Source organism: Mycetocola miduiensis, assembly GCF_900115155.1.
Lineage (GTDB): Bacteria > Actinomycetota > Actinomycetes > Actinomycetales > Microbacteriaceae > Mycetocola_A > Mycetocola_A miduiensis.
On record NZ_FOVM01000003.1, the window covers coordinates 137014 to 156858 of the forward strand.

General features: G+C 64.9%; 23 protein-coding genes. 10 read left to right on the plus strand and 13 right to left on the minus strand.

Annotated elements, in window-relative coordinates; genetic code table 11:
* Nucleotides 1-139 precede the first annotated feature (139 nt).
* From BM197_RS06490 to BM197_RS06510, 5 genes are all read right to left on the minus strand, one after another.
* Complete coding sequence (locus tag BM197_RS06490) at nucleotides 140-682, minus strand: GNAT family N-acetyltransferase (RefSeq protein ID WP_090709904.1); 543 nt, start codon at nucleotides 680-682, stop codon at nucleotides 140-142.
* The gene (locus BM197_RS06495; RefSeq protein ID WP_090709906.1) at nucleotides 679-936 is read right to left on the minus strand and encodes a helix-turn-helix domain-containing protein; all 258 of its coding nucleotides are present in this window, start codon (nucleotides 934-936) and stop codon (nucleotides 679-681) included. Before BM197_RS06495 ends, BM197_RS06490 begins: the two co-directional genes overlap by 4 nt.
* Nucleotides 936-1421 (minus strand): DUF2975 domain-containing protein, encoded by a 486-nt coding sequence (locus BM197_RS06500; protein ID WP_090709907.1) that lies wholly within the window; start codon nucleotides 1419-1421, stop codon nucleotides 936-938. The genes BM197_RS06495 and BM197_RS06500 overlap by 1 nt, the downstream gene beginning before the upstream one ends.
* Before the next feature lie 118 nt (nucleotides 1422-1539).
* Entirely contained in the window at nucleotides 1540-1974 is a 435-nt protein-coding gene (locus tag BM197_RS06505) for a YbhB/YbcL family Raf kinase inhibitor-like protein (RefSeq protein ID WP_090710224.1), read from the minus strand.
* A 102-nt stretch (nucleotides 1975-2076) separates the two neighbouring features.
* Nucleotides 2077-2838 carry a class I SAM-dependent methyltransferase gene (locus BM197_RS06510; RefSeq protein ID WP_245762424.1) on the minus strand — a complete coding sequence of 254 codons (762 nt, stop codon included), beginning with the start codon at nucleotides 2836-2838 and terminating at the stop codon, nucleotides 2077-2079.
* 159 nt (nucleotides 2839-2997) lie between these two features.
* Here BM197_RS06510 and BM197_RS16455 point away from each other — a divergent pair, with 159 nt between their 5' ends.
* From BM197_RS16455 to BM197_RS06520, 3 genes are all read left to right on the plus strand, one after another.
* Complete coding sequence (locus BM197_RS16455) at nucleotides 2998-3189, plus strand: helix-turn-helix transcriptional regulator (RefSeq protein WP_218151844.1); 192 nt, start codon at nucleotides 2998-3000, stop codon at nucleotides 3187-3189.
* Between the two features lie 67 nt (nucleotides 3190-3256).
* A complete protein-coding gene (locus BM197_RS06515) occupies nucleotides 3257-3610 on the plus strand; it encodes an ArsR/SmtB family transcription factor (RefSeq protein ID WP_090709911.1) in 354 nt (117 codons plus the stop codon).
* Nucleotides 3607-4107 (plus strand): SRPBCC family protein, encoded by a 501-nt coding sequence (locus BM197_RS06520; protein WP_090709913.1) that lies wholly within the window; start codon nucleotides 3607-3609, stop codon nucleotides 4105-4107. Before BM197_RS06515 ends, BM197_RS06520 begins: the two co-directional genes overlap by 4 nt.
* A gap of 61 nt (nucleotides 4108-4168) precedes the next feature.
* Here the strand turns inward: BM197_RS06520 and msrA are convergent, their stop codons facing one another.
* Nucleotides 4169-4690 (minus strand): peptide-methionine (S)-S-oxide reductase MsrA, encoded by a 522-nt coding sequence (gene msrA / locus BM197_RS06525; RefSeq protein ID WP_090709915.1) that lies wholly within the window; start codon nucleotides 4688-4690, stop codon nucleotides 4169-4171.
* Between the two features lie 181 nt (nucleotides 4691-4871).
* Between msrA and BM197_RS06530 the strand changes: the two genes are divergently transcribed.
* From BM197_RS06530 to BM197_RS06540, 3 genes are all read left to right on the plus strand, one after another.
* A complete protein-coding gene (locus BM197_RS06530; protein ID WP_090709917.1) occupies nucleotides 4872-6671 on the plus strand; it encodes a DEAD/DEAH box helicase in 1800 nt (599 codons plus the stop codon).
* A 173-nt stretch (nucleotides 6672-6844) separates the two neighbouring features.
* On the plus strand, nucleotides 6845-7141 hold the full coding sequence (locus tag BM197_RS06535) for a DUF503 domain-containing protein (protein ID WP_090709919.1): 297 nt from the start codon (nucleotides 6845-6847) through the stop codon (nucleotides 7139-7141).
* A gap of 97 nt (nucleotides 7142-7238) precedes the next feature.
* Nucleotides 7239-8306, plus strand: a complete 1068-nt coding sequence (locus tag BM197_RS06540; protein ID WP_090709920.1) for an NYN domain-containing protein — start codon at nucleotides 7239-7241, stop codon at nucleotides 8304-8306.
* 117 nt (nucleotides 8307-8423) lie between these two features.
* Here the strand turns inward: BM197_RS06540 and BM197_RS06545 are convergent, their stop codons facing one another.
* Nucleotides 8424-8789, minus strand: a complete 366-nt coding sequence (locus tag BM197_RS06545; protein ID WP_245762425.1) for a DUF7144 family membrane protein — start codon at nucleotides 8787-8789, stop codon at nucleotides 8424-8426.
* Nucleotides 8790-8892: 103 nt separating this feature from the next.
* The gene (locus tag BM197_RS06550) at nucleotides 8893-10269 is read right to left on the minus strand and encodes a hypothetical protein (protein WP_090709922.1); all 1377 of its coding nucleotides are present in this window, start codon (nucleotides 10267-10269) and stop codon (nucleotides 8893-8895) included.
* A gap of 248 nt (nucleotides 10270-10517) precedes the next feature.
* Here BM197_RS06550 and BM197_RS06555 point away from each other — a divergent pair, with 248 nt between their 5' ends.
* Nucleotides 10518-11813, plus strand: coding sequence for an ATP-binding protein (locus BM197_RS06555; RefSeq protein WP_245762426.1), 1296 nt, complete (start codon nucleotides 10518-10520; stop codon nucleotides 11811-11813).
* Between the two features lie 83 nt (nucleotides 11814-11896).
* Here the strand turns inward: BM197_RS06555 and BM197_RS16090 are convergent, their stop codons facing one another.
* Nucleotides 11897-12109, minus strand: a complete 213-nt coding sequence (locus BM197_RS16090; protein ID WP_143095016.1) for a hypothetical protein — start codon at nucleotides 12107-12109, stop codon at nucleotides 11897-11899.
* A 219-nt stretch (nucleotides 12110-12328) separates the two neighbouring features.
* On the opposite strand from BM197_RS16090, the gene BM197_RS06565 reads away from it, so the two are divergent.
* Nucleotides 12329-12715 carry an SHOCT domain-containing protein gene (locus BM197_RS06565; RefSeq protein ID WP_090709926.1) on the plus strand — a complete coding sequence of 129 codons (387 nt, stop codon included), beginning with the start codon at nucleotides 12329-12331 and terminating at the stop codon, nucleotides 12713-12715.
* 61 nt (nucleotides 12716-12776) lie between these two features.
* A complete protein-coding gene (locus BM197_RS06570; protein WP_090709927.1) occupies nucleotides 12777-13442 on the plus strand; it encodes a GAP family protein in 666 nt (221 codons plus the stop codon).
* 241 nt (nucleotides 13443-13683) lie between these two features.
* Here BM197_RS06570 and BM197_RS06580 read toward each other — a convergent pair whose 3' ends face one another.
* Nucleotides 13684-14598 (minus strand): SGNH/GDSL hydrolase family protein, encoded by a 915-nt coding sequence (locus BM197_RS06580; RefSeq protein ID WP_177216748.1) that lies wholly within the window; start codon nucleotides 14596-14598, stop codon nucleotides 13684-13686.
* Nucleotides 14599-14625: 27 nt separating this feature from the next.
* Nucleotides 14626-15564, minus strand: a complete 939-nt coding sequence (locus BM197_RS06585) for a pseudouridine synthase (protein ID WP_218151833.1) — start codon at nucleotides 15562-15564, stop codon at nucleotides 14626-14628.
* A gap of 137 nt (nucleotides 15565-15701) precedes the next feature.
* Between BM197_RS06585 and BM197_RS06590 the strand changes: the two genes are divergently transcribed.
* Nucleotides 15702-16415, plus strand: coding sequence for an IclR family transcriptional regulator (locus BM197_RS06590; RefSeq protein WP_090709934.1), 714 nt, complete (start codon nucleotides 15702-15704; stop codon nucleotides 16413-16415).
* Between the two features lie 69 nt (nucleotides 16416-16484).
* On the opposite strand, the gene BM197_RS06595 is transcribed toward BM197_RS06590, so the two are convergent.
* Both BM197_RS06595 and BM197_RS06600 read right to left on the minus strand, forming a co-directional pair.
* Nucleotides 16485-18368, minus strand: coding sequence for an FAD-binding monooxygenase (locus BM197_RS06595; protein WP_090709935.1), 1884 nt, complete (start codon nucleotides 18366-18368; stop codon nucleotides 16485-16487).
* 200 nt (nucleotides 18369-18568) lie between these two features.
* Nucleotides 18569-19843, minus strand: coding sequence for an NAD(P)/FAD-dependent oxidoreductase (locus tag BM197_RS06600; protein ID WP_090709937.1), 1275 nt, complete (start codon nucleotides 19841-19843; stop codon nucleotides 18569-18571).
* Between the last annotated feature and the right edge of the window lie 2 nt (nucleotides 19844-19845).

Genomic DNA, 19845 nt, shown 5'->3' on the forward strand with positions numbered 1-19845 from the left:
TCATGAAGGGAGCGCGCTGGCCATCCCGGCGTTCGTCGCATCCCGCCCGGCCGTTCTTCGTTCAGGAACTGTGCGGCGATCTGTTTCAGGAACGGTGCGGTGATTGCGCGCCCATCCTGCGCCCGCGGTCGGCGTGCCGTCAACCCTCCCGGCGGGCGTCACGCAGCCGGGCGAGATCGAACCGCCACGCGTGTACCTTGATCGGGTTGCCAGCCGGGTATTCGAAGTCCTCCACCCCCGCGAATTCGAAGCCCACCGAGCGGCACAACGCATTGGATGCCCCGTTGTCGATCCGCGGGAACGCAACAAGGGTGTCTCTGTCTCCGTGATCGGCGGCGTCTTCCAGGCAGGCGGCGAGGCCCTTCGAGGCGAACCCGCGGCCCTGGTGGGCGGTGGCGATGCTCCACCCGGATTCGTAAACGGGGGCATCATGCCAGGTGGTGGTCCAGTAGCCGACCGAGCCGACGGCATCCGGGATCCCATCGACCCGGATGGTGAACATGCGAGCTTCGCCGCTCTGCCACAGCCGGAGGAACCTCGACTGTCGTTCGACGATCTTCTCCGGCGACTCGGGCCCGCCGAGGTACACCGTCATCTCGGGGGTGTTGCTCCGCTCGAGGACCGGCTGATCGTCGGCACTCCATGGAACGATCCGGACCTTGACCTCGTCGCTGGGGTTCATGCCCCGAGCTTAGATTGATCCTCCGACACTCCTCCAGAGTTCACCGGGCTCTCGGGCTCCCAGCGCAGCAGGTCGCCTGGCTGGCACTGGAGAACGTCGCAGAGCGCCTCGAGGGTGGTGAACCGCACGGCTTTGGCCCGGCCGTTCTTCAGCACAGCGATGTTCGCGGGCGTGACCCCGACCCGTTCGGCGAGCGTGCCGACGGCCATCTTCCGACGGGCAAGCATGACGTCGATGTCAACGATGATCGGCATCAGATCACCTCGTTCAGCTCGGATCGCAGCTGCTCGGCTTCGAGTTCCCGGGCGACAGCCTGGGCCAGAAGCGCACGCAGCACGAGGACGATCAGTGCGACGCCGGCGATGACAAGGGCCGCACCGCAGATCAGTCCGACGATGCCCGGTGCGGCGTCGCCCGGGGCAAGCAGTATGGCGAGCAAGAACGTGAGTATGGAGCCAGCCGCGATCGCCCCGATGATGGTGTCGACGTACCGAAACGCACCTCGGGTGAATACTGAGCCGCGGCGCACCATCGTCAGCAGACGCCACACGCACAACGCGCTGACCTGCATGGTCAGGATGCCCAGGACGAGGATGACGATCAGCAGAATGCGGAGCCGGTCGTCGGTTTCTTCGAGATCCGCCCAGATGAGCGGCATCATCAGGATCTGGACACCGAGCGAACCGATCAGCGCAAGCGCGATCACGACGCGCAGCGCGAGGATGGGGAGTTTTCCCATGAGAGAGCCTTCTTCCGAATCGATAGAAAGATATCGATAAACAACAGGAAACGCAAGTCTCTCGATGGCTGTGCCGCGCGCCACCAACACCGACCGTAAAGCCTCCGGTCGGGTCGGCTCAGCGCTCGTAGGTGCCGACGAGCGTAGCCTGGCCGACCATCGCATCGACGTGGCTGCGGAGGAACTCGTCGCGGGAAGGCAACCCGTCGACGGACCTGGACAGAGCGTAGACGGTGAAGGCGTAATGGTGCGCACCGTGGCCCGCCGGGGGCTTTGGGGCGTACCAGCCCGATCGGCCTGCATCATTCGGCCCTTCCCGGTAGTCGGCGTCCTCGACGGTCGTCGTCGTCGGGGCGAGGCCATAGACGGTCCAGTGGGTGAACCCGCCAGGACCGGGGGCGTCAGGGTCGTGGCAGATCACCGCGAGCTCCACCGCAGCGGGCGGGATCCCGTCGATGGTGAGTGACGGAATGGCGTTGTCGCCGTCGCCAGTGAACCGCCTGGGAATCGGCTCACCGTCGTCGAAGGCGTCTGAACGGATCGCGAGTGTCATCGAGGGAACCCTCTTTCTCATCCGGTGCGCGAGGTTCATGCCCCGCGATAGCCATTCTGATCCGGATTGGACGCCGAGGGTATGTCCCTGTTCCGCGCGCCTTTACGAACCCGGGGTCGGCGTGCGACCGACCGCATAGCGGAACGCATTGACCAGGCGATAGCCGCCAGACGGCGTCCGGAAGGGCCTGGCGGCGGCCGTCACGGTATCGAACCCCGCTGCAATGCCTTCTTCGTCCTCGCCCAGCAGGACACCGCGTACCAGGCGATCGTCGTTTTCGGCTCCCCAGACGACGTCCACGATGTCGGTCACGACCACTTCGAGTCCCGCGTCGCGAAGAAGTTCGGCCAGTCCCCCAGGCATCCGCAGTTCGCCGTCGGGCTGCGGGGCTTCCCCGAACGATCGGGCGACGGCCGCTTCGATTCCGTGAATATCGTTACGAGCCCCTTCAGCCCAGTTGGCCACAGCCACGAATCCGCCCGACTGCGTGACCCGCACCATTTCCGCGACCGCGGCATCCGGGTCCTCGGTGAACTGCAGGGCATTGATCGCCGCCACAACGCCGAAGGACGCATCGGGCCACGGCAACGATTCTGCGCCGCCCGGGCGGATGTCGCCCTCGGGAACCGCAGCACGAGCGAGCTCGATCATGCCGGGCGCCGGGTCGACCCCCGCGGCGGCGACTCCGGCGTCGGCGAGCATGCGGAGAAACTCACCGCTCCCGCAGCCGATGTCCAGAACCCTGCTTCCCGGACGGATGCCGGTGGCATCGAGGATTGCGCGGCGCACCGGATCGGCGACGTCGCCCCAGAGCTCGGCCCACTCCGCCGACACCATCGACCAGACATCGTCAGTTTCGTCCACAATCCTCCTCCGGCGGGTGGTGCGAGTGAGCGCCCCGGCGGTCACCCTAACACCGGCTCCGTCCGCCGCTCCCGCGCCCTCCGCTTGTCGCATGTCAGTGGACAAGACATGATGTAAAAAATTCCTGACACGAGGTTCACTCCGCTTTACATTTAGAGCATCCGATCCGACCCTCGAGGAGTCAGCGTGACCATCTTCACCCCCTCCATCGCTGTCACCCGCCAGACGGTCATCGCGATCGAGCAGGGCCGCTACTCCCCCTCGCTCGAGACCGCCTTCCAGATTGCCCGGGTGTTCCAGGTTCCGATCGACGACGTTTTTCGATACGACGCTCCGGCAGCGGAGAACTGACGGATCGGCGGGAAATCGTTGGTAAACCCCTTGGCGGGAAACGCCGCCGGTGCTAATGTGCAACCAAATGGTTGTAGATAGCGAGCGGGACACTGAGGTGGATCGCATCTTCCAGGCACTGGCGGATGCGACCCGCCGCGACATCGTGGCGCGCACCCTCACCCACGAACTGTCCGTCTCGGCGATCGCCGAACACTACGCGATGAGCTTCGCCGCTGTGCAGAAGCATGTGGCGGTGCTCGAACGTGCGTCTCTCATCACCAAGGTGCGGCGGGGCCGGGAACAGCTCGTGCATTCGAATGCGGATACCCTCCGCCGGGCGGCACAGCTGCTCGACGCTTACGAGAAGATCTGGCACTCACGTGCCGCACGCATCGGAGACATCCTCCTCGCCGAACCAGAGAAAGGAACAGAACAGTGACCGTGATCAGCTCACACAAGGACGTGAACAACCTGACCTTCACCGTCACCGCGGAATTCACCGCCGGCGTCGACCAGGTCTGGCAGGTTTGGGAGAACCCCCGCCTGCTCGAACGGTGGTGGGGACCCCCGACCTGGCCCGCGACGTTCGACAAGCTCGAATTCCGGCGCGGCGGGGATGCCCGCTATTACATGACGGGTCCGGAGGGCGAGAAGGCGCGAGGCTGGTGGAAGATCATCGACGTGTCGGCGCCGCGCCGCTTCGAGTTCGATGACGGGTTCGCCGGAGACGACGGCGAGCCTCTCGACCCAGCAGACACGACGCGCTGCGTCGTCACCCTCGAGGAAGATGGCGGCATCACACGGATGACGTCGGTCACGACATTCAAGAGCGCTGATCAGCTCGAGCAGATGTCGGAGATGGGCATGGAAGAGGGCACGACGGAGGCGATGGCCCAGATCGACGAGATCCTGTCCGAAACGTCCGTCAGCCGCTGATCCCCTGGCGCACGGACGCCCTCGAGAACCAGGTTCTCGAGGGCGTCTTCACGTCTGCGACCTAGCCGGCGACTTCCGCCTCGCGGTGCGGGAGCTTCCAGCCCGGGCGGACGAAGTGGCAGGTGTAGCCGTTGGGGTACTTCACCAGGTAGTCCTGGTGTTCTTCCTCTGCCTCCCAGAAGTCTTCGGCGGGAGTGACCTCGGTGACGACCTTGCCCGGCCAGAGGCCGGATGCGTCGACGTCGGCGATGGTCTCATCGGCGACGCTTTTTTGCTCATCGCTGAGGTAGAAAATCGCCGATCGATAGCTCGCACCGATGTCGTTGCCCTGGCGGTTCCTGGTCGAGGGGTCGTGAATCTGGAAGAAGAACTCAAGCAAGTCACGGTAGGAGATCTGCGTCGGGTCGAAAACGATCTCAACCGCCTCCGCGTGGTTCCCATGGTTGCGATACGTCGCGTTCGGGGTTTCCCCGCCTGAGTAGCCGACGCGGGTCGAGAGAACTCCCGGGCGTTTGCGGAGGAGCTCCTGCGCTCCCCAGAAACAGCCGCCTGCGAGGATCGCGGTTTCAGTCGTGCCGGTCATGTGTGGCCTCCTCATGTTGAACACTGTCCATTGTCGGGCATCGTGCCGTTGATAAGAACAGGAGACCTACCGCGGCTGTTCCCGCCTTCCTGAGAACCGACCGTGAGCCGGAACTTCTTCTCCCCGAAGGCGGAGCATCCGCACGACCGATACACACCCGCATAGGACTACCGTTAGTCCTATGACTTCCCCTGAAACCACCGCGCCCAGCGACGAGAAAACCGCCGGCCAGAACTTCTCCGAGCTTGGACTCGCAGACGCCGTGCTCAAGGCACTGCGTGATGTTGGATACGAAACTCCGTCGGCAATCCAGGCCGCCACCATTCCCCCGCTCCTCGAGGGCCGCGATGTCGTCGGTCTCGCCCAGACCGGAACCGGCAAGACCGCCGCATTCGCCCTGCCGATCCTCTCCCGCCTCGACGTGTCGCAGAAGACTCCGCAGGCACTCGTACTCGCCCCGACCCGTGAACTCGCCCTCCAGGTCTGTGAAGCGTTCGAGAAGTATGCCGCCCATCTGAAGGGCGTGCACGTGCTGCCGGTCTACGGCGGCCAGGGTTACGGCGTCCAGTTGTCGGCGCTGCGCCGGGGAGTCCACGTGGTCGTCGGCACCCCCGGACGCATCATGGACCACCTCGACAAAGGCACCCTCGACCTGTCTGAGCTCAAGTACCTCGTCCTGGACGAAGCCGACGAGATGCTGAAGATGGGTTTCGCCGAGGATGTCGAGACGATCCTCGCCGACACCCCCGACGACAAGCAGGTTGCTCTCTTCTCAGCGACCATGCCGTCGGCGATTCGCCGCATCTCGGCCAAGTACCTCCACGACCCCGAAGAGATCACGGTCAAGAGCAAGACCACGACCTCGGTGAACACGACGCAGCGCTACCTCGTCGTTTCGTACCCGCAAAAGGTCGACGCCCTCACCCGCATCCTCGAGGTCGAGAACTTCGAAGGCATGATCGTCTTCACCCGCACCAAGAACGAGACCGAAACCCTCGCCGAGAAGCTCCGTGCGCGCGGATACTCCGCCGCAGCCATTTCGGGCGACGTCGCGCAGGTACAGCGCGAGCGCACCGTCAACCAGCTCAAGTCGGGCAAGCTCGACATTCTGGTGGCAACGGATGTCGCCGCTCGCGGCCTCGATGTCGATCGCATCAGCCACGTGGTCAACTACGACATCCCGATCGACACGGAGTCGTACGTGCACCGCATCGGACGCACCGGCCGAGCCGGACGCAGCGGCACGGCGATCAGCTTCGTCACCCCGCGTGAACGCCGGCTGCTCACCGCCATCGAGAAGGCGACCCGCCAGCCGCTGACACAGATGCAGCTGCCGAGCGTCGACGACGTCAATGCCACGCGTCTGAGCCGCTTCGACGACGCGATCACGCAGGCACTCGGCCAGCCGGACCGGATCGAAGCGTTCCGCGACATCATCGGGCACTACGTGAAGCACCACGACGTGCCCGAAGCCGACGTCGCGGCCGCACTCGCCGTTGTGTCGCAGGGTGACACCCCCCTTCTGCTTTCCCCAGAGGAGATGCGCGCCCAGCGTGACCGCGACGAGCGTGACCGCAAGGAAGCGTCCGCCTCCCGGCCGAGCCGGGACGACCGCGGCCCGTCACGTTTCGACAAGGGCGACCGCGGCAGCCGACCTGAGCGCCGTCCACGTGGTGCCGGCGATTCGTCGCTCGCGACCTACCGCATCGCTGTCGGCAAACGCCACAAGGTCGAACCGCGTCAGATCGTGGGCGCCCTCGCGAACGAAGGCGGCCTCAGCCGGAATGACTTCGGCCACATCGACATCCGACCGGAGTTCTCGCTAGTCGAACTGCCGGCAGACCTGCCGGACGACGTGCTCTCGAGGCTCACCGGCACGCGCATCGGTGGCAAGCTGATCGAGCTTCGGCCCGACCGCGGCGCCCCAAGCAAGCGTGGCGACGACCGTGATGACCGCCCGGCGCGCAAGCCTCGGCGCTAGCCGCCCCGCCACACACGGCTCGGCCGCAAACGGTTGTTCGCGCCGTTGCTCGGTCGCGAATGGCTGGACTTTCGCGAAAAGTCCGGCCGTTCTCGTCCACGCAACGCGGATGCCGCCCCGCCACACCCCGCTCGCTCGCAAACGGCCGGACGCGCCCGTGGCATCCTGAGGGGATGTGGATCGGCTGGGTCGAATTCGACCTCCTACTCGGGGACGTGCATACCCTCAAGGAGAAACGCTCAGTGGTGCGACCCCTCGTCGCGGAGCTCAGGCGCCGCTTCGAGGTGAGCGCGGCCGAGGTCGGTCACCTCGATCTCCATCGACGCACTGCGATCGGAACGACCGTCGTGTCAGCGGATCGCCGGCACGCCGTCGATGTGCTCGATGAGGTGGAGCGTTCGGTGGCGAACCGTCCGGAGTTCGAGATGCTGTCGGCACATCGCGGATATCTCACATCGCACGACGAGTAGAAGAAAGAGACGCCAGCCGTCCTTCGGGGCCGCAGTTGGCGCACCCGCCACACACCGACCAGACTAAGAAGACGCCCCCGACTGAGAGAAGTACTTCATGCCCGAAGCCGTCGATCCACGCGTCGCCGTCTACATCGACTTCGACAACATCGTCATCTCTCGGTACGACCAGGTGCACGGACGCAGCCAGTTCATGCGCGACAAACCGCGTGGGTTCAGCCCCGCAGACCGCAAAGCCGACCCGGAGATCGCCGAGAAACTCAACCGCGCCACCGTCGACGTCGGGGCCATCATCGACTTCGCGTCGTCGTTCGGCACCATCGTGCTGACTCGCGCGTACGCCGACTGGTCCGCCCCGGTGAACGCCGACTACCGCGGTCAGCTGGTCAACCGCGCCGTCGATCTCGTGCAGTTGTTCCCGGCCGCCGCGTACGCGAAAAACGGTGCCGACATCCGTCTCGCCGTCGACACAGTTGAAGACATGTTCCGGCTCCCCGACCTCACCCACGTGATCATCGTCGCCGGCGACTCCGATTACATCCCCCTCGCGCAACGCTGCAAACGGCTGGGCCGGTACGTTGTCGGCATCGGCGTCGCTGGCTCGACCAGCCGGTCGCTCGCTGCGGCCTGTGACGAGTTCGCCTCATACGACGCGCTGCCAGGTGTGAAGCCGATCGCCCCGGCGGCCGAAGCCACGGCGGCCCCTGAGGCGGCCCCAGCGGCCACGCGTCCCTCCCGCTCCAAGAAGACAGCGACGGATGCCACTTCAGCAGAACCTGCGAAGGATGTCGCCCCTCCTGCCGCGCCGGTCTTCTCAGATCCGGAGTCGGCTCTTGGCGCACCGCGCCGTCGGGCGTCACGGCGCGCGAAGTCGCCTGAACCAGTCGTTGACGACGAATTCGACGTCGAACCGGACCCACAGGAGGTCGCCACCGGGCTGCTCGAACGGGCCCTGCGGCTGGGGCACGAAAAGGACGACGCCGACTGGCTGCACAGTTCGAACGTGAAAACACAGATGAAGCGGATGGATCCCTCGTTCAGCGAGAAGGCACTCGGCTTCCGCTCGTTCTCCGATTTCGTGAAGTCTCGTGACACCGTCGCCGAGATCGACGAGACCAGCACAGCACGCCTCGTGCGCCTGGTTCCGGCGCTCTCCGACCGGTAGTCACCGCTCGGCCGGTTCACCCTGGCCGGGCAAGCACTCGCGGCTGGGCGTGGAGACCGTCAACGGGCTCCACGATCTTTCACGACAGAGTTGTCCGAGTTCGCACCACGCTAGCGGTCAGCGAGCCTCGCGGATCTCCGCGGTTCGCACCACGACAGCGTAAATGATCGTGATGTCGACGGCGATGACGATGAAGGACCACCATGGCTGCAACGGGACGAGGAACATCTGCACGACGGCGCTGAGAACGGCGAGAATGATCGCCGTGACGCGCGCCCAGCCGGTTTCGGTGAAGAGCCCGAATCCGGTGGCGATCAGGAGGGCACCGAGGATCAGGTTGGTCCAGCCCCAGCCCTGCGCGTTGAGGAGCCACAGGTCTCCTTCACTGACGGCGTAGTACGTGTTGGGGCCGATGACAGCGGCCAGCCCCTGGATGACGCTGAACAAACCGCTGACCAGAAGGATGATCGCCGCAAACCGCACCTATCCTTCCCACTCCGATTGCGACGTGGCCCGGCGGGAACCTGCAGTGCTCATGATGTCGTCCTCTCGGATGGTTGTGTGCGCGCCATGTTTCCCGGCAGTATCACTCGACTTCGACGACGGGCACGCCTTCTTCGGCCGCCGCGGGGACGGTGATCACAGGACGCTGCACGAGTTCGAGGATTGCGAGGGCGAGGGCTGCGAGCACCAGCGTCCACAGGGTCAGTTCAACGGTGATCGGCCGCACGAACAGAACGACAGCAGCAGCCACGACGGCAATCACGCCCCTCAGCAGCATCCGTCGCGTGTAAATCCAGACTCCGACACGCCCGGTCGTGATCCCGCGGCGCTCGGCCGCCCCGCGAACGGCACCCGCAGCTTCGCTCGCCATAGCGCGAAGACGCCGGGGAATATCGAACGGGCCGGCAAGCCAGCCGACAAGCGCTACGACGATGGCAAGCACCAGGACCGCGATCGCTGTTGCTCGCATGTCACTCGCGACGGTGTTGTAGAGCAGAGCAGCAACACCGGATGGCAGAACCGCCGGGCTCAAGGCCGAAATCAGCAGAATGCTGCCAACCGCAAGCCCCGCGAGGGCCAGCGCCATGGACAGGGCAAGCGCGACGGCGGCCCAGATCAGCGCGATGGATCGGCGACGGGCCACGACAACACCCAACGCCAGCAGGAAGATGGCGGTCCACGGTAGCCACGCTCCCGCCGTCACCGCCAGCCCGTAGGCCAGCTTCACCGAAGCGAGCGCGTCCGATTGGGCGATGATGATCGTCCTGTCGACCTCGGGGATCTGATTCGCCAGACTGATGCCCCTGTCGACCAACGCGGATTTCGCCTCGGCGATGATCGGCCCGAGCTGAATGCCGATCGAGCCGTTATCGCCGAGCTGGAGGGCGGCATCCGGATCTGTCCCCATCGCCCGTTCCAGCTGCGTGTGGCTCACGCGAAGCGCGGTTGCCCAGACGTTCGCAAACGCATCGGACTGCACGAAACGGGTCACCGCGTTCTCGACAAGTGTCTGCATTCCTGACGCAGCCGGCCCTTTCAACGCCTGGAGTGCCTCCGTGGCGCGGGGTCCGGTGCCGAGTTCTGTGATGCCGTCGATGACGTCGGAGGTGATCTCCGGGATGTCGATCTGCTGGTTGATCACCGCAACGACCTGGTCGGTGACGTAGGCCTGCATTTGCGGATCCTCGGCCAACGGGGCGTAGGTGGCGACGAATCGGTCGGTGTCGGTGAGAGCGGTCTTCGTCCAGGATGCCACGAGCGCGACAGGGGCGAGGACGGCGCCAAGCACGATGAGCACGGTCGCGAGAAGCGTCCACCCCCAGCTGCGTCGCTTCTGACGGGGCGCCGCCCCGACGGCCGGTGCCGCCGGCGGCACAGATCTCTGCTCGCGCAACGCGCCGTTTTCAGCCTCGAGTTCTTCGATCCGTCTCTGCAGGTCGACGTTCGACTGGTCCGCCATGAGGTCCTCACTCGTACCGATTCGTGTGCTGACGGCTACTCTGCCCGCACCTTCTACAGTGCAGATCACCCACAGAGCATGAGAAATCGACGAAGGGCGGTACGTACCTTTCTGCGGCCGACACGCGGCGATACTCTTTCGCCAAGCGCCGCGGGAGCTCAGGATGGACGGTGTTGAGCGCAGAACAGAGGATTCGACGATGGGCGACACGGACGGTTTCATCCCCGGCACGACAGCGGTCTCGCTCGATGGCAGATACTTCCAGTTCGCCGGGTCGCTCCGGTCCGCGTTCGAACCCGGTGGGTTCGTCGCTCTCCAGGCTGAGAACGGCGTTCGGCAACTGGGCCCAGGTGGAGGATGTCGCGTTCTCGATCGGTGGCGGCGAACTGCAGGGCTCCGGCCGCATACTCGGGATCGTGTCTGCGGACGGCGACGAACTCGACCAGCGCCGTTCGATGCCGTTCGGTTCCGCTCGGGTGCGGACAGCTGACGCCGCAGAGGTCGAGGCGTTGTACAACGGCACGGGGGCCGTCCTCGAGATCGGTTCGTACCTGGCATCCGCAGACGTCCCTGCGCACCTTCTCCCCCACCGGTTCAACCGTCACACCTTCTGGTGCGGGCAGAGCGGGTCAGGCAAGACGTACGCACTCGGCGTCGTCCTCGAGCAACTTCTGCTTCACACCGGCCTGCCGATGGTGATCTTCGACCCCAACGGTGACTTCGTCCGGGTTCGTGAGCCCAACCCTTCAGCAGGAGACCAGGGTTCCGCACGCACACTCGCTGAGCGTGACATCCGGATCCTTCGGCCCTCATCACCGGACCCCGACTCCCTTCGGGTCAGGTTCGTCGATCTTTCCCTTCAGGCCAAGGCAGCCGTGATGCACCTCGATCCGCTCGAGGATCGCGAAGAATTCAGCGAACTCCTCCACATTGAGGAAACCATGGGGGCGCTCGAGGGTAATGATGTCGTCTCGGCTCTGCTCGCACAAAGCACTCCTTCCGCGACCGCACTCGCCGCGCGTGTCGAGAACCTCGGTCTCCTCAACTGGAATGTCTGGGCCAGGGGCTTCGAGGCGGTCACCGACATCATCGACACCCGGCCCGATGCGACAGTGCTCGACCTCGGCGGGTTCGACAATCCAAACGAATCGCTCGTCGTTGCGATGGCGGTGCTCGACGACCTCTGGGCGAAGCGGGAATTGCGACGCCCGGTGTTGCTTGTGATCGACGAAGCACACAACCTCGGCTCGCCTGAACAGCAGAGTCCGCTCCACGTAGCCGTGCGCGAACGACTCATCCAGATCGCAGCGGAAGGCCGCAAGTTCGGGTTATGGCTCCTGCTGTCGACGCAGCGGCCGTCACGGATTCACCCCAGCATCATTTCGCAGTGCGACAACCTCGCGCTCATGAAGATGACGTCGCCGATCGACCTCGACGGCCTTGCCACGATCTTCGGTTTTGTTCCCCTGCGATGCTCGCCAGGGCCTCTCGTTTCTCGCAGGGTGAAGCTCTCTTCGCGGGTGGATTCACCGCCGCGCCGATGATGGTAAGGATGGGCAGTCGTCTCACTCGCGAGGGTGGAGTCGATGTGGGCGTGCCGATGAGGCCGCCGGGCTGAACAACCAGGCTAACTCCCCGAAACCGGGTTCACCGACACCAGTTCGATGTTGAGGTTGCCGAAGATCGTGAGAATCCCCTGCAGCTTGGTCTGGTCAGGAACCAACCCGATCAGATGCGTCTCGCCGTGTTCCACTTTGCTGATCTCAAAGCCGTCGATCAGGTCGGCGACCGGCTCGCTGAGCGTGCCTTTGATGACGATCTCATACGATTCACTGGTCACAGTTGAGCCCTCCCACGCCTCGCATTCATCTTCGGGTCCGCCTTTCGCTCCGTCGTCATACGCAGAGGGTGAACGCCCGAAACGACGATCAGTCGAGCTCGCAATGCGCACCAGAACGGGCGAACGAATGTCACCCACTGCGGATGACTATTCGCTCTCCCGAGTGCGTTATGTTTCTGAACAATCGATGACGGTGGCGCTGTAGAGGAGCTGATCAGCATGGAGTTGTTGAGCAACGTGTGGGACATCACCGTGTGGTTCTTCTGGGCTTATGTGTTCTTCGCCTTCCTGTTCGCGCTGGTGCTCGTCCTTGTGGACGTCTACCGGGACGAGACCCTGAACGGGTGGCTCAAGGCCCTGTGGACCATCTGCCTCGTCTTCATACCGTTGCTGACCGTGATCGTCTACGTCATCGCCAGGGGCAAGGGCATGAGCGAACGCAACTCCCGCGGCATGGCGACCCCGGCCGAACCGGCCGATTACGTGCCCCACTGGGGAACGCAGCCGAGCGCCTCCGAAGAAATCACCAGGGCGCAGCAACTCCTCCAGTCCGGGGCGATCACCCAGGAGGAATTTGCGGCGCTCAAAGCCAGGGCGCTGACGTAGCGCCACGAGCGAACGTCACGCCGCCCGGGCGAAATCGGACGACACAGATCGGCGAGTCGGCATGACGGAGGCCATCGGGCAGATCCTGCCGCTTGCGATAGCCGTGGCGCTCAGTACCGTCCCGATCCTCGCGACGATCCTCATCCTCCTCTCGGATGCGAAGCCCATCGTGAGCATCGCGCTCCTCGTCGGCTGGGCCGTTGGAGTGGCCTCGGTTCTCACCCTCTTCACGATCGGCATCGGGCTGATCCCGGCATCCTTCCTGCGGCGAAATGACTCGGCTGTTGGAATCTTCCGGATGGTGCTCGGCTGTGTGCTTCTCGTTTACCCGGTCATCGTGTGGCGGCGCCACCCGCCGAGGCCGCCGTCCGAGTTGCCCCACTGGATGAGCACGCTCGGCAAGATCAACGCGTGGGGGGCGCTGGGATTCGGGATCGCGCTCGCCCTACGCCCGAAAAACGTGATCCTTTCCGTGGCCGGGGCCGTGGTGATCGGTGATGCGTCACTACGTGAGGGGGATGCGGCCATCGTCATTGCCATCTTCACCCTCGTCGGCGTATCAACTGTCGCCGCGCCGATCATCGGATACCTGGCGGCGCCGGAGAAGACGAGGAAACCGCTGAACGCCACACGCACCTGGCTCGTCAACCACGGAGAGATTCTCATGGTCGTTGTCTCGCTCATGGCCGGTGTGGTGATCATCGGCTCAGGTATCGCCAAGTTATAGGACTCACACCTCGCGGCCGAGCTGAAGCGAGCACCGCTACGGGTCTGCGGCTGGTCGAGCGCATGCGGCACGAGCGCGAACGGCGACCGCCTCGCCTCATGATCGGGCTCCAGGTCGATGGCGTATCGCTCCCCCAGCGCATCGGTTCCGTGGCTTGGCACTCGAAACGCCGGGCTGTTCTGAACCAGTCAACGGTGGGTGAACGGCAGCGAGAGAACGATCCCGCCGGCAGCTGGGCCGATCAGAGAGCGGACGTGATCGCCATGGTGTACGCCACGTAACCGGCGGCGGTCGGGTGGAACGCGTCGGGTCCGCTCGCGTGAATCCACGGGTCGGGGCTGCCGATACCGTGACCGGTGAAGGCTTCCGTGACGTCGACATAACGGATGTCGACTCCCCTCGACGCGAGCTGCTGCACGACCCCCTGGATTGTGGCGTTCAGCAGTGCCGTCGCGGAATTGATCTCGACAATGGCGGCGTAGTTCGGGTCGGAGGGTGGCGGCGTCTCGAACAGGTAAGGATAGCCGGTCACCAGGATCTTCGCGTCTCGGGCGACCATCGCCACCCCGGTCAATGCCGTTGTGAGTCGGATGGCGAACCTGCTCGGTATCCCGGAGGCACGTGGGGTCAGGAGGGCATACACAGAATCCAACGCTGCCTGGCACTCCGGCGATGCGAACGACGTAGAGCACGCCGCGACAACGGCGGCCCCTCCCAGGTCGTTCGCGCCGACCGTGACCGTGACCAGGTCCGCGTCCCTGTTCATTGCGACAACCCTGAGCTGACGCGTGAGCACGTCTCGTGTCGTCGCGCCACTGCAGCTGGCGTCGGCGACCAATTCCACCCTGTCGACGTCGTCGAGCATCTCGGGGTAGCTCAGTGCGCTTTGCATGCAGGCGTTCTCGTAGGATCCGGCACCCTGTCCAGCTGCATAGGAGTCACCACGTGCTACGTATTCAATAACAGCGCTCTCCGCGCCGGCAGCCTGAGCGCTGACGGCGGAGACGGCAGCGGCCGGGGCAGCCTGCGCGGTCACCGTGGAGAGAGATCCTGCGAACAGGATGGACGCAGCGAGGGCAAGCGCTCCTACGTCGGCGAACGTGCGGTTTCTCCAAGCATGGCCAACAAGGTACCCCTCGGCTTCTCGGAAAGCCACGGGGTCAGCCAGGTTGACCACCCGAGTTCATCGCGCGGTAACGCGCTCCCCCTGCAACGGCAGGGAGCGCGCACTGGTGAACTGCCGAGGCTCGCCGTCGACCGGATCGGTGAAGCTCAATTCGCTGGCGAGCAATTGCAGCGGATGGGCAAAGTCATCCACCGAAACATCCCGCACGAGCGGGTACAGCGGGTCTTGGCTGATCGGGATCCCGAGTCCCAGCATGTGCATCCGGAGTTGGTGGGTGCGCCCGGTTCGTGGGGTGAGGCGATAGATGGCCGTCGCCTCGTCGACCGTCGCCTCGAGTTCGACCAGCGACTCTGAGTTGGCCGGAGCGCCGGCCACGATCTCGGCCTGCATCCGACCGCGCTGTTTATGAAGGTGGTTGCGAACGATGACCGGCAGGTCCGGGTCCGATCGCAGTGGCGCAAGCGCTCGGTAGACCTTCTGGACCTCGCCTCGTTGGAACATCGACTGGTAGGCGCCACGCCAGCGTTTCTCCGTCGCAAGGATGAGCAGTCCCGACGTCACACGGTCCAGGCGGTGCAGCGGAGATACCTCCGGCAGTCCGAGTTCCGCGCGAAGACGTACCACGACGCTCTGCGCAACATGCCGGCCCCGAGGAATCGTCGACAGGAACGCGGGCTTGTCGACGACGACGATACGCTCGTCCTGGGATATCACGCGGATGGCGCCGGGAACGGCGGCCTCGTCGCGCAAGTCGCGGTGGAACCAGACGAAGGTGTGCGGTCGGTATGGGTCCGTTCCGATCACCGGCGAACCCGACTCGTAGACGAATCGTCCAGCGGCGAGGAACGCGGCCACGTCGAGGAATTCTGACAGGCGCTCCCCGAGCCAGGCACCCATACTCGGCCACGGGTCCGGCCGCGAGCGGTCGAGATCGGGGGTCCGCATCCACGCCGGATCGAGCCCGAGTCGTTGCGGCAGAGGCGAACGGGGAGGCACCCACCGATCGTACGTCACCCGGCTGCCTGGAGTCGTTTCACGCATTCGGCGACGGCCACGCTTCTGTCCTATTATCGAACAGGCGGGAGGGTGAAGCGGATGCCCGCCCCTGGCCCGACTCGAAAGCTGGTTTGTCGATGGCATCGGACGAAGGAACGCAAGCGGGATCCCAGACGCTGAGCCGAGGCATCCGTCTCCTGGAGATCCTCGCCACCGCTGACCGCAACCTGTCGATCGGCGAACTGGCCGAGAGCCTGGGCGTGCACCGATCGGTTGCGTACCGTCTGTTGCGCACCCTCGAGGCCCATGACCTCGTCACCCGGGACGATGCGGGGCGCATGGCGCTGGGAGCCGGGCTCGCAGCCCTCACCTCCAACGTTGCGCGGGACCTCCAACAGGCCGCCCTGCCAACCCTCAACGAGATCGCGAACGAACTCGCGATGACGTGTCTGCTCGCCGTGCGCCTCGACAGCGGCGAGGCCGTGACGCTCGTCAGCGCGATGCCCCGCCAGAGTATCGCCGTGGTGTCGTATCGGCCGGGCCACCGCCACCCGACGACGCGAGGAGGTCCGGGCAAAGCGATCCTTCTTGGGATGCCGGAGAGCGCATGGCCCGCCGACCTGAGTGACGGGTTGCGACAGGAGCTCATCCAGAGTCGTGCCCGCGGCTACGCGTCAAGCCACGACGAAGTGGTCCCGTCGCTGTCGTCGGTCGCGGTGCCGCTCGTCCTGCCCGGGCAGCCGGCAGCGTCCATCGCTGTGATCCACGTTGCCCTTCCTCGATCCGAGAGCGAGATCGCCAACCGCCTGAAGTCCGGGGCCGAAAGCGTCGCGCGAGCCTACGGGCGCTGAGGTCGCCTCCGGAGGATGCCGGGGCGCAGGCGGAGCGCCCTTTCCCGGCATCCTTCTCGGGGGTGGGACTCATGCCGTGAAAATCGGCCTGAAGAACGCCGCGAGTTCGTCGGTTGCCGTCAGCGGCAGCACGTTGGCGACATACTGGTCCGGCCGGACGACGACGACCGCACCGCCTCTGTCGATCCCGCGAAGCTCAAAGATGTTCCGCGCCGGAATGGCGGAATACACCTTCTCGTAGTCGATCAGCTCGAACGGGCCGACCCTGGGCAAAAACGTCTCTGGAACTCGGCCGATATCGAGTCCGGTGTGGTCCTGCTGGTAGACGACCTTGACGTCGAAGACACTGTCGATGTCGGCGTCTTTAGGTGTGTGGACGATGAGGGGCGATTCCGGTGAAGTCCGAAGCCACTCGGCCCACTCAGCGACTGCCGACGCTTCGCCGGGCGCGGCAGAGTCGGCGAACGCGTAGACCCGCCACCGTCCGTCTGCCCGGTGGTGGTGACCGAGTTCGACCGGGTTGGTGTCTGAGACGCGAACCACGGGGGCGGACTTGAAACGCTTGCCGATCGGATAGCCGGTCGCCAACGCCCCATGAGTCGCCTCAGCGATCAGCATCGACGGTGAGTACTGCGTCATGAAACCAGCGGGGAACTCGGCGGTACTCGTGTAGAACGTCTCCAGCTCGGCCGGGTCCTTGAGCTCCTCCGGCTTGCGTGCCATGAGGCTCGACCATTCCTTGTCGAAGTCGATGAGGTTTTGCGCGACGACATGGCGCTCAGCGGAATACGTGCTGAGAAGGCTTTCCGGGCTGCGTCCCTCGAGCACGTGCGCGAGCTTCCAACCCAGGTTGAAACCGTCCTGCATCGACACGTTCATGCCCTGGCCGGCTTTGGCACTGTGCGTGTGGCAAGCGTCGCCGGTGATGAAGACGCGAGGCGTGCGGGTGCCGAGATCTTCGGGTAGGACATCGTCGAACCGGTCGGTGAGACGGTGGGCGACTTCGTAGACGCTATGCCAGGCCACGTTCTTCACATCGAGGGTGTACGGGTGCAGGATGTCGTTCGCTTTCGCGATGATCTCCTCGATGGTCGTGTTCCGGATCGCTCCCTTGTTGTCGGCAGCCACCTCACCGAGGTCGACATACATCCGGAAAAGGTAGCCACCCTCGCGAGGAATGTGCAGGATGCTCCCAACTTCCGACTGGATGGCGCACTTGGTTCGGATGTCAGGGAAGTCGGTGACGGCGAGGACGTCCATGACACCCCAGGCGTGAAACGCCTGGTCGCCGGCCATCGTGCACCCGATCGCCTGGCGCACACCACTGCGGGCGCCGTCAGCGCCGACGACGTACTTGGCGCGGACCACGCGCTCGCCTCCTTCGCTGTCACCGGCGGGCTGACCGAGGGTCACGGTGACCGGATAGTCGCCATCGCCGGTCACCTCCAGCCCGCGGAACTCGTATCCGTAGTCCGGCTTCATGCGGGTCGGCGAGTTGGCCATCACTTCTGCGAAGTAGTCAAGGACGCGAGCCTGGTTGACGATGAGATGCGGGAACTCACTGATGCCAGTGGGGTCGTCGTCCGCGCGCGCATGGCGAACGATCCGCGACGGGTCGGAGGGGTCAGGCTTCCAGAAGGCCATCTCGGTGATGCGATACGCCTCAGCGATGATCCTTTCGGCGAACCCGAACGCCTGGAACGTTTCGACGCTGCGGGCCTGGATGCCATCGGCCTGGCCGATCGCAAGACGGCCGCCTCGGCGCTCGACGATGCGGGTTGTGATGCCGGGGAACTGCGACAGCTGCGCGGCCGTGATCATGCCTGCGGGCCCGGTTCCGACGATGAGAACGTCGACCTCGGCAGGAAGTTCATCGGGGCGGTCGATACCCACCCCTGCAGCTGGCTGGATTCGCGGATCTGTGGACACATATCCGTGGTGGTGGAACTGCACGGCTTCCTCACTTCTCTGTGGGCGGTTCGGACAACATCGTCGGCCCGTTGTCCGATAATCGAACTTACGGTTCTAATATCGCTCAGGGCATCTTACGACGAGAATCCAGGCACCGTGACGCCCGAGCACCCCGTCATCCCGGGACGGACGCGCGTGGTCGCTGACGAAGGCTTCTCCGAGGAGGGCCCTGTTTCCGAAATTTAGCGCAGGGGCCCGGTGCTGCGTAAATCCCCCGGCGTTGTTGCATCCGGTTGTCCCGGGGCGAGCGGGACGACGGTGCGGACAGCGGAGACCTTCGGACCTTTCGGCGCCCAGTAGGCCCCGGGTCTTCCCGCCTCTCGCTGCGGCCCGGTGACCGTCAACCGGCAGATCGCTTCCTTGATCCTGGCGCCCAACCAGCCGGAGAATGCAAGTGGTCGAGGCGAGTCGTCCGCCCGGACGACCTGGACGTACCCGTCCTGACGGCCGAGGCTTATGCACTGAAGGAGGAAACCCACGGAAGCCACCGGAAGCGGTGTGCCACGGCGCGCGGCCAGGATGGTTGCCGCGGCGGCGCCACCGAGGGGAAGAGCGGCAGCGCAGCCCATGCGCAGATGACGCCCGAAGGGATCGGGCAGCCGCACGGCGTCTCCGGCACCGAGGATGTTGGGGAACTCAGGGGATCGTAAGTGCTCGTCAACCCGGAGTCGCCCAATCTCGTCGCAATCGAGTCCGCTCCCTGAGGCGAGTTCAGGAACCGAGAACGATGCCGTCCACAGGCACACGTCAAAGGGGAGATCCGGGCCGTCGGCGAAGAGAAGGGCGGTTTTTGCCACGGAGGCCACCGGGCTGCGCTCGAGGATCGTCACGCCGAGCGTCTCGAGCTTCCGAGTGATTTTTCTCCGAGCCGCCCCCCGCATCGACCCGACGATCGGCCCGTTCGTGACCAGGGTGACCTCAGCGTCCGGCCACTGCTGTGCGGCTTCGCTCGCCGTCTCGACCCCGGTGAATCCTCCTCCGACAATGACGATCCGCTGGCGGCCGCTCCCGTCCGCAATGACGCGTGCTGCCGCTTCAGCAGTCGCTGGGTCGCCGACGGCGTAGGAGTTTTCCGCGGCACCCGGCACGCGATGTGCCGACGACGTGCTGCCGACGGCGTAGACGAGAGTGTCGTATTGAAGGTCGGCGAGTGTTTCGTCCCCGGACCGGACCGTGAGACTCCCCACGGTCGCGTCGATTCGAACAGCAGTGCCGAGCACCACGTCGATGTCGGGGTGCAACATGTCAGCGAGCGGGATTGCCGCTGATTTTCTGCTGCCGGCCACGATTTCGTGCAGGCGGATGCGTTCGTAGAACAGTGGGCTTGGGTTGATGAGCTGAATGACGGTGCCAGCCGCCTCATCAGCTGTCATCGAGGACCGAAGCCGGTTGGCGCAGATCACACCGGCATAACCGGCCCCGACGACGACGACCGTCGTGACGGCAGAGCCGATCATCG